This window comes from Pseudomonas sp. FFPRI_1 (genome assembly GCF_055384485.1).
Map to the genome: position 1 here is coordinate 400,125 of NZ_AP029168.1, position 13,995 is coordinate 414,119.

At 65.4% G+C, this 13,995-nt stretch carries 11 protein-coding genes and 1 pseudogene; 10 read left to right on the top strand and 2 right to left on the bottom strand.

Annotated features, from left to right (window positions below; translation table 11 throughout):
• Positions 1 to 41 precede the first annotated feature (41 nt).
• Positions 42 to 2,507: a TonB-dependent siderophore receptor gene (locus ACZ5BO_RS01820; protein ID WP_025131702.1), complete on the top strand. Its 2,466-nt coding sequence runs from the start codon at positions 42 to 44 to the stop codon at positions 2,505 to 2,507.
• 344 nt (positions 2,508 to 2,851) lie between these two features.
• On the opposite strand, the gene ACZ5BO_RS01825 is transcribed toward ACZ5BO_RS01820, so the two are convergent.
• Positions 2,852 to 3,580, bottom strand: coding sequence for a DUF3142 domain-containing protein (locus tag ACZ5BO_RS01825; RefSeq protein ID WP_025131703.1), 729 nt, complete (start codon positions 3,578 to 3,580; stop codon positions 2,852 to 2,854).
• Positions 3,581 to 3,582: 2 nt separating this feature from the next.
• Positions 3,583 to 5,781, bottom strand: a complete 2,199-nt coding sequence (locus tag ACZ5BO_RS01830; RefSeq protein ID WP_464697943.1) for a PA5441 family protein — start codon at positions 5,779 to 5,781, stop codon at positions 3,583 to 3,585.
• A 228-nt stretch (positions 5,782 to 6,009) separates the two neighbouring features.
• Here ACZ5BO_RS01830 and ACZ5BO_RS01835 point away from each other — a divergent pair, with 228 nt between their 5' ends.
• From ACZ5BO_RS01835 to ACZ5BO_RS01875, 9 genes and pseudogenes are all read left to right on the top strand, one after another.
• Positions 6,010 to 7,629 (top strand): glycosyltransferase family 39 protein, encoded by a 1,620-nt coding sequence (locus ACZ5BO_RS01835; RefSeq protein WP_464697945.1) that lies wholly within the window; start codon positions 6,010 to 6,012, stop codon positions 7,627 to 7,629.
• Between the two features lie 200 nt (positions 7,630 to 7,829).
• Complete coding sequence (locus ACZ5BO_RS01840) at positions 7,830 to 8,291, top strand: aminoacyl-tRNA deacylase (protein WP_025131706.1); 462 nt, start codon at positions 7,830 to 7,832, stop codon at positions 8,289 to 8,291.
• 14 nt (positions 8,292 to 8,305) lie between these two features.
• The gene (locus ACZ5BO_RS01845) at positions 8,306 to 8,551 is read left to right on the top strand and encodes a DUF2789 domain-containing protein (protein ID WP_025131707.1); all 246 of its coding nucleotides are present in this window, start codon (positions 8,306 to 8,308) and stop codon (positions 8,549 to 8,551) included.
• Between the two features lie 130 nt (positions 8,552 to 8,681).
• A pseudogene (locus ACZ5BO_RS01850) lies at positions 8,682 to 8,799 on the top strand (type II toxin-antitoxin system mRNA interferase toxin, RelE/StbE family); the annotation flags it as partial.
• Between the two features lie 141 nt (positions 8,800 to 8,940).
• Complete coding sequence (locus ACZ5BO_RS01855) at positions 8,941 to 9,369, top strand: MarR family winged helix-turn-helix transcriptional regulator (protein WP_025131708.1); 429 nt, start codon at positions 8,941 to 8,943, stop codon at positions 9,367 to 9,369.
• Complete coding sequence (locus tag ACZ5BO_RS01860) at positions 9,366 to 11,453, top strand: FUSC family protein (protein ID WP_025131709.1); 2,088 nt, start codon at positions 9,366 to 9,368, stop codon at positions 11,451 to 11,453. The genes ACZ5BO_RS01855 and ACZ5BO_RS01860 overlap by 4 nt, the downstream gene beginning before the upstream one ends.
• Positions 11,450 to 11,659 carry a DUF1656 domain-containing protein gene (locus ACZ5BO_RS01865; RefSeq protein WP_025131710.1) on the top strand — a complete coding sequence of 70 codons (210 nt, stop codon included), beginning with the start codon at positions 11,450 to 11,452 and terminating at the stop codon, positions 11,657 to 11,659. The genes ACZ5BO_RS01860 and ACZ5BO_RS01865 overlap by 4 nt, the downstream gene beginning before the upstream one ends.
• Positions 11,656 to 12,546 (top strand): efflux RND transporter periplasmic adaptor subunit, encoded by an 891-nt coding sequence (locus ACZ5BO_RS01870; protein ID WP_025131711.1) that lies wholly within the window; start codon positions 11,656 to 11,658, stop codon positions 12,544 to 12,546. The genes ACZ5BO_RS01865 and ACZ5BO_RS01870 overlap by 4 nt, the downstream gene beginning before the upstream one ends.
• Positions 12,543 to 13,991 (top strand): efflux transporter outer membrane subunit, encoded by a 1,449-nt coding sequence (locus tag ACZ5BO_RS01875; RefSeq protein ID WP_464697949.1) that lies wholly within the window; start codon positions 12,543 to 12,545, stop codon positions 13,989 to 13,991. The genes ACZ5BO_RS01870 and ACZ5BO_RS01875 overlap by 4 nt, the downstream gene beginning before the upstream one ends.
• The last annotated feature ends 4 nt before the right edge of the window (positions 13,992 to 13,995 follow it).

A 13,995-nucleotide genomic window follows, 5' to 3' on the forward strand; every position in this document is an offset into this window, starting at 1 on the left:
ATGAAAGCCGATCAAGACGCATTCTCATGGGGAGTTCCGGAATGCCTTACCACGCGACACCATCCACTCAGACCTTGAGCGCCGCCGTGCGCCGGGGCGTATTCCTCGGCCTGCTGGCAATGGCGCCGGTGGTGCCGCAACTGGCCCTGGCCGACAGCCGCCAGCAGGACCAGGCGCGTCAGTACGACATTGGCGCCGGTAGCCTTGACCAGGTCCTGAACCGTTTCGCCAGCGCCGCAGGCATTCTCCTGGCCGTCGACGCGCAGCTCACCGCCGGCAAACACAGCGCCGGTCTGCAGGGGCGTTACGAGGTGGACCAGGGGTTGCAGCAGGTGTTGCGTGGCACCGGCCTGCAGGCCGTGGGGTCGGGTACCCACTGGGGATTGCAGGCGGTGCCGCAGGACGGTTCGCTGCAACTGGAAACCACCCGGATCGGTGCGGCCCAGGCCGAGGAAAACGCCTGGGGGCCGGTGGATGGCATCGTCGCCAAGCGCAGTGCCACCGGCAGCAAGACCGATGCGGCGCTGGTGGAAATTCCCCAGACCATCAACGTGGTCACCGCCGCCGAAGTCAGGGCCCGTGGTGCCCAGAGCGTCACCGAGGCGCTGCGCTATACCCCGGGCATGACGGGCGGCGGCTTCGCCGATCGGGTACGGATCTTCGATGAGCCCACCTCACGCGGTTTTGCGCCGACCCCGCTGTACCTGGACGGTCTGCACCTGCCCTATGGCGGCGGCAGCACCGGTGGCGCGCTGCAGATCGAGCCCTATTCCCTGGAGCGCATCGAAGTGCTCAAGGGGCCGGCCTCGGTGCTGTACGGGCAGAACCAGCCGGGCGGCATCGTCAACATGGTCAGCAAGCGTCCCACCGCCACCCCTGTGCACCAGTTGGTGCTGGAAGCCGGCAGCTACGATCACAAGAGCGTGGCCCTGGACCTGGGCGGCCCGCTGGATGATCAGGGTGAGTTCCTCTATCGCCTGACCGGACGCGCCAGCGACAGCCAGGCCGAGATCGATTATGTGCAGGAGAAGCGCCAGTTCATCGCCCCCAGCCTCACCTGGAAGCCCAACGACGACACCAGCCTGACCCTGTTCGCTCAGTACCAGAAAGACAACGACGTGCCCGAGGCCCAGGGCCTGCCCAGCGTGGGCACGGTGTTCGCCAACCCCAACGGCAAGATCGACCGCGACCTGTTTCTCGGCGAGCCGGGAGTCAACGCCTATGACCGTGACCAGTTCGTCCTTGGCTACGAATTCTCCCACCGCCTGAACGATGTCTGGACCCTGAAGCAGAACGCCCGCTACGCGGATGTCGACGACCACTACCGGGCACCGCTGCATGGTTACGAGTTCGTCGCCAACCCTCTGACCGGGGTCAAGGACCAGCGCTACATGACCCGCTTTGGCGTGGACTGGAAACAGCACAACAAGGTCTATGGCGTGGATAACATCGCCCAGGCGCAGTTCGACACCGGCGCCCTGAGCCATACCTTGCTGATGGGCCTGGACTACTACCATTTCAATTCCAAGTTCAATGGCCAGTACGATCGCAATCCGCCGATCATCGACATGTTCACCCCGACCTATGGCCAGTCGCCGAACTTCGGCGGTCCGCACCGCTGGGACAACACCATTATCCAGACCGGCCTGTACCTGCAGGACCAGATCAAGCTCGACCAATGGGTGCTGGTGCTGGGTGGACGCTACGACTGGGCCGAGACCGACAACAAGACCCCCTTGGGAGGCACCCATACCAACAGCAAGGATGAGGCCTTCACCGGGCGGGCGGGGCTGGTGTACCTGTTCGACAATGGCTTGGCGCCCTTTGTCAGCTACTCCGAATCCTTCCTGCCGCTCAGCGGCACCAGTTACGGCGGCAGCCCGTTCGACCCTTCCACCGGCAAGCAGTACGAAGCCGGGGTGAAGTACCAGCCGCCGGGGCAGAACAGTTTTATCCAGGTATCGGCCTACCAGCTGGACCAGGAAAATATCCTCACCACCGACCTGGCCAACCCCGGGTTCAACGGCCAGAGCGGAGCGATCCGCTCCCGGGGCATCGAGGTGGAGGCCAAGGCCAGCCTCAGCGAGTCCCTGGACGTGATTGCCTCGGCGTCGCGCAACGACATCAAGTACACCAAGGACAATGATGGCCGCGAAGGCCGTCACCCGGCGGGCATGCCGCCATTGACCGCAGCGCTCTGGGCCAACTACACGATCCTCGGCGATTCGCCGCTGGCGGGCCTGGGCGCCGGCCTTGGTGCCCGTTATGTGCGCAGCAGCCTGGGCACCGACTACGACGGAGCGTTCCATATCCCGTCCTATACCGTGCTCGATGCCAGCCTGACCTACGACCTGGGCCAATCGCCGTTGCAGTTCAAGGGCGTGAAACTGGCGCTGAACGTGAAGAACCTCGAGGACAAGACCTACGTGGCCAACTGCACCAGCATCTGGGACTGCTACTACGGCGACGGGCGGACGGTGGTCTCCAGCCTGACCTACGACTGGTAGGGGGGGCGGCCGCCAGTTATCGGGCCTGCTGGCCGGCCCCCTGCGGGTAGGCACGCTGTTGGGGTGTGCCTGCAGCTTCTCGGTGCTGGCGGCTCCGCGCATCCCGTGGGCTCGGGGCGTTGCTCGTTGGGGCGGTGAGAGAGAATCGCTCCATCGGCCGGCGAGCCGAGTCTCTGCGCGCGGGCTTGAGTCGTGAGGCGAGCCCCTTCTCCAGCGGCACGAAGGTTGATCCTGCTCCAGGCGGTGGTACTGAACGTCAAACCGCGCAGCCTGTTCTGCCTGGCTCAGGTGAAAGGATCCACCTGCCCCGGAGCCGATAGCTTGAGGGTTTGCTGCAAAAGAGCTTAGGGCTTGGCCGGCGGATTCTGCAGAAACACCACATAACCCTTGAACCACGGGCTGGCGCGCAACGACTCCGGCTCCTGCCATTCGCCGCCCTGGATCAGCCCGACCTTGTAAGGCAGGCCCATGCGGTCCAGGCGTGGCAGGTAGCGGGCGTAGTCGGGAATGCTGGTACGCCCCTGATAGGTCTGCACCACCACTTCATCGACCACCCCCTTGAGCTGGCCGATGGCTTGCGGGTCGGCGTTGCTGCCCCAGTCCATCAGGCCGGTGATGCTCAGGCGGTAGTGCGCAGGCAGGCGCCGGCGCAGGTCCTGCAGAAACTCCGCGTAGGAGGCAAGGTCGCGGGTGCTGCTGTCGAAGTCGATCTGGATCCCCACCACGGGATTGCCTGCGGCCTGCCAGCGCTGTACCTGGCCCAGCAACTGGCGATAGACGGTTTCCGGCCAGGCCAGGGTGTGGGCGCGGTACACCACCCAGACCTGCTCCTGGCTCAGGCGCGACACCGGCAGGCCCTGGGCAATGAGTTCGACGCCACGCGCCGGATGGCGCCGCGAGCGGCTGACCTGGCCCTGGAGGATGTACAGGGTCCTGGCCTGGGCCAGCACCGGCTGCGGCTTGACCCCGCTCCACAGCCAGAAGGCATCGTGCTGCGCCGCATCAACTGCGGCGCTTGCCGGGGCTGCCCAGTACAGGCACAGCGGCAGCAGGCAACAGGCCAGGCGTTTCACGCTTACCAGTAATAACGCAGCGACTGACCCCACTGGGTATCCCCCAGCTTGGTCTTCAACTGGCGAAACCAGGCCTTGCGCACGGCCGGTTCGACGCCGGCGCCACCGCAGCGGTTGATGCCGGACGAGGCGTAGCAGTTGAGCGCCCGGTACAAGGCATAGGCGCGTTCGTCACGGTTGGCCTTGGGGTTGTTGATGACCACCTGGTAGCCGTCGAGCCGCGAGAATGGCTTGCCGGGGAAGGCGTCTGGCGTGCCGCCCAGGGCCTGGGGTTCGGGCGCGGTGTCCAGGGGCATCGAGTCGAAGCTGTTCAGGCGCATGAATTCGCCCAGGCAGAGCAGCCCGGCCGGGCTTTTCGGATCCTGTTGCAGGGTCGCAGCGGTGTCCTTGATGTTCGGGCACGCGTAGTGAACTTCTTCGCTGTCCTCGGGCTGGCCATTGGATTGGAACACCGCCAGCGACGGCCCCTCGTAGAAGGTGTAGCCCAGGCTGCGACCGAGTTTTTCGGTGGGCAGGGGGCTTGGCTGCTGCTTGAAGTCCTCGCCGAAGGCGGCGTACTGGCCACGGGTCAGGTCCTTGTACAACAGGACGAACAAGGCGGTATTGCGCTCCGTCGAGGCCTCCGGCTGTTGCGCCTGCTGGCGCAGCAGCTTGGGCGAGGCCACCTGGCGCAAGAGCAGGGTGCGCACCTGGGCGCTCTGGATCGGCGAGTCACTGGCAAACACCTTGGCCAATTGCCCGCTGCGCTCGTAGCCGTAGGCCAGCGCCAGGTCCAGCTGTTCGCGCTGCAGTGGCTGCTTGACCAGGGGCAGCAACTGCAGCCACAGCGCCTCGGCGCCTTTCCAGTCCTGTTGGGCCTGCATGGCCAGGGCGCGCAGGCTTTGCTGGCTGAAGCTCAGGTAATCCAGTTGTGCTGGAACCTGAGTGGGCAGCAGTTGCAGCGCCGCCGCCGGTTTCTGCTCCACATACAGGGCGAAGGCCGCCTGGAGGTAGTCGAACAGGGCCGGCTGGGCAGCAAACAGGGCTTTTTGCTGCTGCAGGGCCTCCCGGGTGAGGGTCGGGGTCGGCGAACTGCGCATGCCCATCAGGTCGGTGACGGTCAGCAGCAGGGGGGCCTGTATCTCTCCGGCGGTACCGGTGAGCAGTTTGTAGTCGATTTCCTGCACCAGCTCATCGGGCACGGTCTGGCGTCGGGCGTCCGGGGCGGGGGACAACTGCTGGGCATAGTCCGCGGCCAGCGCCCGGGTATCACCGGCCAGCCAGTGCACTCGCCTCATCAGTCCCGTGGCGGAGTCGGCGTACTGACCCTGTGGATAAGTCTTCAGGTACTCGCTGAAGCCAGCTCCGGCCTGTGCCAGGCTGGACTTATCCACATGCTGCAGGTTGACCGTGCCCCACTCGTCGAAGGCGTTTTCCTGGGCCTGGTTCAAGGCGTTGCGCGGGCTCATATAGGCCCCGGTCTCGACCAGCCAGGGTTGTGCGCTGGCCTTGAGCGCACTGAAACCCTGGGCGGCCGGGGCAAAGCGGCCGCTGTAGAAGTCCGCGGCGGCCCGCAGGTAAGTGGCGAAGTCCTTGGCCGCCGGGGTGTTCAGGTTGCCCGGTATCAAGCTCTCCAACGGCCCGCTGTCCCAACTGCAGGCACTGAGCATCTGGGCCCGCGCCTGAGCCAGGCCGCGGCGCTCGTCGGCATTCAAGGGCGCGGCGTTGAGCTGCTCGACAAAGGCCAGGGCGCTGCCTTCCGAGTTGCTGCGGCAGCGGCTGCCTTCGCCAGAGAGAAAGGCGTTCCCGGCCACTTCCTGGGTGTCCCGGGTGACTCCCAGTGCTTGCAGCGTGCTATTGAGTTGCTCGCTGACGGCCGCGCGCTGGGCCTTGGCGGTGCCGGTCGCTTCGGGATTGCTGTCCGGGTCCGCCGGGCTCAGGCGGTACAGCGGGAACGGCACTTCGCCGAAACCCAGGTTCAGGTCATCGTCGGACAGCGGACGTGGCGCCAGGGGCAGGCTGCCCTGATCGGCCAGCAACAGGCGCAGATTGACCCGGCTGTCATTGCTGGGGCTGAGAAACGGCAGGTTGCTGCAGGCGGTCAGCTGTTTGGAATAGAGGGTCCAGGTCGGGTAGCAGTAGTCGTCCGAGCTGGCGTGTGCCTGGCCGACACACAGGGTGCCGAGGGCCAGCGCGATTGACGATAGAAGGCCGTTGCGCATGCGATTGTCCTTAATCCGGAAAGCCAGGAGGGCAGGGCACCCTTGGTGCTGCAAATCATACCTAAGGTGCTGGCCGGCACCTATGCTGCCGATTTGAGATTGTGCAATTTGTGATGCGGCATGCGCATGGGTTCCCGAGCATGGGTTGGGCTTTGCGGTTTTTCAGCCAAAGGCAGATTCTGTGCAGGGCCGGATGCGGCGCGAACGGGCAACTCACGGGGAGCAACAATGGAATTTCGTAGAACGCCGGAAATGGTCGGGCGTTTGCAAGATCAGGCACCGGCACGCCAGGACCAGGGGCTGCAGCGCATCGTTCGGCTGGCGCTGGAGTATTGGTTGCTGCCGGTGCTGCTGCTGGCTGCGCTTACCCGCTATTACGACCTCACGGCGGCGGCGATCTGGGGTGATGAGGGCTCCAGCTTGCTGCTGAGCCAGTATTCCCTGGCGCAAATCTGGTTTCACGCCGCCCATGATGTCCACCCGCCGCTGTATTTCATGCTGCTGCACGGTTGGACCGAGCTGTTTGGCGATGGCATTTTCTCGGTCCGTCATTTCAGCGCCCTGCCCGGGATGCTCAGCGTGGTGCTGGGAATGTGGCTGGTGGGGCTGATCGCCACCCGACGCGCGGCGATTCTCGCGGGGGTGCTGCTGGCCCTGCTGCCGACGGCTGTGCGCTACAGCCAGGAAGTGCGCATGTACGCCCTGCTGGGGGCGCTGCTGCTGGGCGCGACCCTGGCCCTGGTGTACTGGGTGCGTGAGCCGGGGCGTCGACGTTACTTGCTGATCTATACGCTGCTGATGAGCCTGGGGTTCTACACCCATTACTTCACCGCCTTCTGCGTGCTGGCCCACTGGTTGTACCTGGCCGGGCTGGGCAAGGATGCCAGGACCGGCAGGCGCCTGGTGGCCCGTCCGGACTGGTGGCTGGCCAACAGCGCAATCGTGCTGCTGTTCCTGCCTTGGCTGCCGGAGCTGCTGGATCTGCTGCAGCACCTCGATGAGCTCAAGGCTAATGGTGATGTGGGCTGGGAGCCGCCAGTGACCCTGGCCTCGCTGCCGGCAATGGTCTGGCAGTGGCTGATCCAGGACGAAGGTGACGCCTTGCCCTGGCCGGTGTTCATCGGCTTGCCGCTGCTGTTGCTGCTGGTCTGCACCTGGCTGGCCTGGCGGGATCACAGCCCCGGGCGCTTTGGGCGCCTGCTGGTGAGCTACACCCTGCTGCCGTTACTGCTGGTGTTTGCCGTGTCCTACGCCTCGCCGGTGTTCATCGAGCGCTACCTGACCGCCTATGCCCTGGGGCTGCCACTGATCATGGCGATCGTCATCGACCGCTGGCTCAAGCCCGCGCGCTGGGCGGCGCTGGCGCTGCTGGTGCTGTTTGTCGGGACCGAAGGCGTCGGCCTGAAGAACAACATCGATGTCGATCCCAACGACCAGATCAACGCCATGGTCGACTACGTCAACGTGCGCTATGCCGAGGGCGATCGCATCGTCATCAGCGACATGCTCTGGTACCTGAGCTACCTCTACTACAACCGTACCGATGCTGAACCGATGCTCTATACCCCGCCCCTGCCCGGTGGCGCTTCCAGCCGGCCCAACAGCTACGGCTTCGGCACCCTGGTGGAGCAGCCCGAAAAGGTCTACCTGGACCAGCTCTCGGCATTGCCGGTGGGCAGCGGCCGGGTGTGGCTGGTGGGCAGTGACGACCAGACCGAGGAGTTCGCCCCGGTGCCGGCGAGCTGGCACAAGGTCAGCGAGTTTGCAGCAGGCAGTACCCGGGCGCGTCTGTTTGTGCTCTGCGGCTCTCCCAGCGCCGGCCAGCTCAGCGGGGTGCACTGTCCTTGAGGAGGGACTGGCCGCTCAGGTCGTTTCCACTCGGGGGTGGCAGCAACAAGCGCTTCAGCCTCAGTTGCGGACCGTTGGCCGAGCGGTGGCGCAGGGTTGCATGCCGTTGGGAACTTTGTCCGGCAGCGGTCGGCATGCGACCTAGACTTGCACCAGGGAGTCACAGTCCTGTCCCTCTCTGTGGGACTTTGAGGTGCATCATGCGTATGGCAAGAACCGTGCAACGCAGCCTGGAACTGGCGCATTGCCAATTTGACCTGGTCACCCACCCCCATTCGGCCAGCAGCCTGGAGACGGCACGCGTCGCGGGGGTGCCGGCGGAGCGGGTGGCCAAGTCGGTGATCCTCGACGATCACCACGGGCACTACCTGATGGCGGTATTGCCGGCCAGCCGCCACCTGGACCTGAGCAAGGTGCGCGGCAGTGGTGAATGGCAGATTACCCGGGAGAGCACCCTGGCCCACCTGTTCAACGACTGCGAACGCGGCGCGGTGCCGGCCCTGGGTGAGTCCTACGGGCTGGATGTGGTGATCGATCCCCTGCTGACCCGGCAGAAGGACATCTACCTGGAAGCCGGCAATCACCACAACCTGGTGCACATGAGCATGACCGAGTACCTGAAGATGGTGCCCCATGCCCAGGTCTGCGAAGTCTCTCACTGATCAGGAGTTCGACCATGGAAGCCCCGATCCACACGCTGCCGGCGCTGTTCAAACAGTTGGGGCTGGCCGACGACCCGGTGAGCATCGAGCGCTTCATCGCCACCCACTCGCCCCTGAAGCCGGACCTGCACTTGGCGGATGCGTTTTTCTGGAGCAAGAGCCAGGCCGACTTTCTGCGCACGGAAGTGCTGGACGATGCCGACTGGGCGGAGGTGGTGGATCAACTGGATGTGCTGTTGCGCAGAGGGCGCGGAGGCTGATGCGCTGTAGTTGTTGGGGCAGGTTATCTAGACCAGATTCATGACCTGAATTGAGCTCATGCTTATGCAGAGCATTCTGGCTGGCAAAGCCGTCAGCCTATCCGAGTTGAAGAAAAACCCGTCTGCCGGCTTGAAGGCTTCGGGCTATCGGTTGGTTTATCAACTGATCGAGGAGCCTGTGGTGGCCTGCGTGGTGGCGGTGGGCAAGCGCCAGCGCACAGCTGTGTAGGCAGGCCAGGAAACGCTGAGATTGCGGAGCGTCTTTGCTTCTCCCTCATCAAGCATTTGTTACAAAACTTGACTGGATTTATCCTGCAATGACATATTGATAGTTAGCAAACTAACAGTGTGCAAACAGTCCTGTGCCCAACTCCCTTGAATCACTCCACATGAACATCAGCAGTGGCATGGTGGTCGCGTCCCGGCATTGGCGGCGGATCTGCCAGACCACGCTGGTCAATTTCGGCATTTCCGAAGCCTGTGCGGTGCCCCTGCTGATGATCGGGCGCCTGGGCGAGGGCGTGCGCCAGGTCACGGTGGCCCAGGCCGCCGGCATGGAGAGCCCATCCCTGGTGCGCCTGCTGGACCAGCTGTGCAGCGCCGGTTATGTGTGCCGCAGCGAAGACCCCCATGATCGCCGGGCCAAGTGCCTGAGCCTGACCGACACCGGCCGCGAGCTGGTGCAGGCCGTGGAAATTGAGCTGGTACGCCTGCGCCAGGAGGTGCTGGAAGGCATCGGCAGCGCCGACCTGGAAGCGGCGTTGCGGGTGATCCGCGCCTTCGAGGCTGCCACTCATCTGCCGGTGCAGCCATCTTGAAAGGTTTTTTCACCGGCATGCCCCCCGCGCGCGATTGGTTCTACGGCGTACGTACCTTCGCCGCCTCGATGATCGCGCTGTACATCGCCATGCTGATGCAGATGCCCCGCCCCTATTGGGCGATGGCCACGGTGTACATCGTCTCCAGTCCGTTTGTCGGCCCCACCAGCTCCAAGGCCCTGTATCGCGCGGTCGGGACCCTTCTCGGTGCCGCTGCGGCAGTGTTGTTCGTGCCGATGTTCGTGCAGAGCCCCTATCTGCTGGTGGTGATCATTGCCCTGTGGACCGGGATCCTGCTGTTCCTGTCCATGCACCTGCGCACTGCCAACAACTACGCGTTGATGCTGGCCGGCTACACCCTGCCGCTGATCGCCCTGCCGGTGGTGGACAACCCCCTGGCGGTGTGGGACGTGGCCGAGGCGCGGACCGAGGAAATCTTCCTCGGGATCATTTGTGCGGCGGTGATCGGCAGCATGTTCTGGCCCCGGCGACTGGCCCCGGTGTTCGTCGATTCGGCGGGCAAATGGTTCGACGATGCCGCCACCTATAGCCGGCGTTTTCTGCGCCGCGAGGTGCAGCCCGAAGAGATCAGCGCCCTGCGCGGTTCCATGGTCGCCACGTTCAATACCCTGGAATTGATGATCGGCCAGTTGCCCCACGAAGGCGCCCGCCCGCAAACGGTGCGCAACACCAAGGAGTTGCGCGGGCGGATGATCCACCTGCTGCCGGTGGTGGACGCCCTGGACGATGCGCTGTACGCCCTGGAGCGGCGCACCCCGGAACTGGTGGAGCGCTTTGCGCCTCTTTTGGCCAAGGCCGACGAGTGGTTGCAAGGCACCGCCCAGGACGCGTCGGTACAACGCTGGCAGGCCCTGCGCAGTGAACTCGATGCCCTGCAGCCGAGCCCCGAGGCCCTGGATGACCGGCACCAGCTGCTGCTTTCCAATGCCCTGTATCGCCTCGGTGAGTGGATCGACCTGTGGCAGGATTGCCGCAGCCTGCAGCAGGCCATCCAGTGCGAAAGCCAGGCTCCCTGGCGCGCCGTCTATCGCCACTGGCGCCTGGGCCGCCTGACGCCATTTCTCGACCGCGGGCTGATGCTGTACTCGGCGGGTTCGACGGTCCTCGCCATCATCGTCGCTTCGGTGCTGTGGATTCTCCTGGGCTGGACCGATGGCGGCAGCGCGGTAATTCTGGCGGCAGTGGCCTGCAGCTTCTTCGCCGCGATGGACGATCCGGCGCCGCAGATCTACCGGTTCTTTTTCTGGACCGCGATGTCGGTCCTGTTCGCCAGCCTCTACCTGTTCCTGATCCTGCCCAACCTGCACGATTTCCCGATGCTGGTGCTGGCCTTCGCGGTGCCGTTCATCTGCGTCGGTACCCTGACGGTGCAGCCGCGCTTCTACCTGGGCATGCTCCTGACCATCGTCAACACCTCATCCTTCATCAGTATCCAGGGCGCCTACGATGCGGACTTCCTGAGCTTCGCCAACTCCAACCTGGCGGGGCCCGTGGGTTTGCTGTTCGCGTTCGTCTGGACCCTGGTGGCGCGGCCGTTCGGCTCGGAGCTGGCGGCCAAGCGCCTGACCCATTTCAGCTGGCGCGACATCGTCGGCCTGAGCGAACCTGCGACCCTCGCCGAGCACCGGCACATGGGCGCGCAGATGCTCGACCGCCTGATGCAGCACCTGCCGCGCCTGGCCATGACCGGCCAGGACACCGGCGTCGCCCTGCGCGAACTGCGGGTGGCGCTCAACGTCCTTGATCTGCTGGCCTACGCGCCGAGGGTCTTGGGGGGCGCGCAGACGCTGCTGCGCCAGGTGGTGGCCGAGGTCGGCGAGTACTTCAAGGCCTGCCTCAAGGCCGGTGAACGCCTGCCGGCCCCCAGCGGCCTGCTGATGACCCTGGACCGGACCCGCCGGGCCCTGAGCAGCCAGGGCCTGCAAGGCGACGACGAAACCCGCCTGCACCTGCTGCACGCCCTCAGCGGCCTGCGCCTGGCACTGTTGCCGGGGGTGGAGTTCGTCGGCGCCGGCGAGCTTGAACAACCCCTTCCCCATGGCATCGATGGAGCGCCTTTATGATCGGTGATCTGGATATCAGCGGGGTGTTCCTGCCCACGCTGCTGGTGCTGATGGGCATCACTTATGGCGTGTACCTGCTGGTGCACGGGGTGCTCACGCGCCTGCACTTTTATCGCCTGGTCTGGCACCGGGCGTTGTTCAACGTGGGTCTCTACGCTCTGCTGCTGGGCGCCGTGGACTCTCTCAGTCGATACCTGATGACATGAAAAAACCTTTATTGACCATCGGCCGTGTGGTCCTGACGTTGCTGGTGGTGACCTTCGCGGTCGTCGTGGTCTGGCGCATGGTGATGTACTACATGTTTGCGCCCTGGACCCGGGACGGGCATATCCGTGCCGATATCGTGCAGATCGCTCCGGACGTGTCCGGGCTGATCCAGCAGGTGCAAGTGCGCGACAACCAACTGGTGAAGCGCGGCCAAGTGCTGTTCAGCATCGACCAGGACCGCTTCAGCCTGGCCCTGCGCCAGGCCAAGGCGTCCCAGGCCGACCGCCAGGAAACCCTGGCCCAGGCCCAGCGCGAGGCCAAGCGCAACCTCGGCCTGGGCAATCTGGTGCCGCGCGAGCAGTTGGAAGAAAGCCAGTCCCGCGTGGCCCGTGCCCAGTCGGCCCTGGCCGAGGCCCAGGTGGCGGTGGACAGCGCCCAGCTCAACCTCGATCGCTCGGTGATTCGCAGCCCGGTGGACGGCTACGTCAACGACCGCGCGCCCCGCACCCAGGAGTTCGTCACCGCCGGGCGCCCGGTGCTGTCGGTGGTGGACAGCAACTCCTTCCATATCGATGGCTATTTCGAAGAAACCAAGCTCGACGGCATCCATGTCGGCCAGGCCGTGGACATCCGCGTGATCGGCGACCGTGCGCGCTTGCGCGGGCATGTGGAAAGCATCGTCGCCGGGATCGAGGACCGTGACCGCAGCAGCGGCTCCAACCTGCTGCCCAACGTCAACCCGGCTTTCAGCTGGGTGCGCCTGGCCCAGCGGATTCCGGTGCGCATCGCCTTCGATGATGTGCCGGCGGATTTCCGCATGATCGCCGGGCGTACCGCCACGGTGTCCATCATCGATGACCAGGCCAAGCAGGAGCCCGGGCGATGAGCACCGCAGCACGTTTGGCCGTGGCCGGCCTCGGCCTGCTGCTCTCGGCTTGCCAGATGGTCGGGCCGGACTACCAGCTGCCCAAGGACGCTGCACTGCAACGCCAGGACCTGCAGGGCGAGTTGACGGCCAAGGGCGCGCCTGTGGTCTCGGCGCCGGTGCCCGCCGACTGGTGGCGCCTGTACCGGGACCCGCGCCTAGACCAGTTGGTGCAACAGGCCCTGGCCTCCAACACCGATCTGCGAGTCGCAGCCGCCAACCTGTCCCGGGCCCGCGCCCAGGTGGATGAAGCCCAGGCGGCCGGTGGCTGGAGCGGCGGGGTCAAGGCCGGCGTCGAACGCTTGCAGGAGTCGGGTGAAGCCTTCCTGCTGCCGGAGAAAGTACCGGTGGCCAACGTTGGCAACCTGTCTATCAGCACCTCCTATCAGTTCGACCTGTTCGGCACCCTGGCGCGGGGCATCGAGGCGGCCCAGGCCAATGCCGACGCCACCCAGGCCGCGGCGGATATCGCACGCATCACCCTGGTGGCGGATGTGGTCCGGGCCTACACCCAGGTTTGTGCGGCCAACGAAGAGCGCGAAATCGCCGAACACTCCCTGAGCCTGCAAGCCCAGAGCACCGAGCTGACCCAGCGCCTGCGCGATGCCGGGCGTGGCGACGAAACCCAGGTCACTCGCTCCCAGACCCAGTTCAAGTCCCTGCGTGCCGACCTGCCGCGCTACGAGGCGGCGCGCCAATCGGCGTTGTTCCGCCTGTCGATGCTGTTGGCCAGGCCGGTTGAGCAACTGCCCGCGGGCACTGCCGGTTGCGCCGAACTGCCGCACATCACCCAGCTGCTGCCGGTGGGCGACGGCGCGGCGCTGCTCAAGCGCCGGCCGGATGTACGCCAGGCCGAGCGCCGCCTGGCGGCCGCCACGGCCGAGATTGGTGTTGCCACCGGAGCCCTGTATCCCGACATCAGCATCGGCGCGACCGTCGGTACCGTGGGCATCCTCGACAACCTCGGCAAGGCCTCCACCAACCGGTGGGGCTTCGGCCCGCTGATCAGCTGGACGGTACCGGCCAATGGGGCCCGCGAGCGGATCCACGAAGCCGAGGCCACGAGCCAGGGCGCTCTGGCACATTTCGACGGGGTGGTGCTCAACGCCATTCGGGAAACCCAGACCGGCCTGGCCCAGTACAGCGCCCAACTGCAGCGCCGCGATGCCCTGGCGGACGCCGAGCAGTCGGCGCAGCAGGCGGCGGATCAGACCCACCGCTTCTATCAGGCCGGGCGCGCATCATTTCTCGCGGACCTGCAAGCCACCCGTACCTACACCGATATGCGCGCGCAGCTAGCGTCGGCCAATACCCAGGTGGCGATGAGCCAGATCGATCTGTTCCTGGCCCTGGGCGGTGGTTGGGAAAGCGGACGAACGCAAGGGGCGCAACACGCGAAACCCTGAGGCC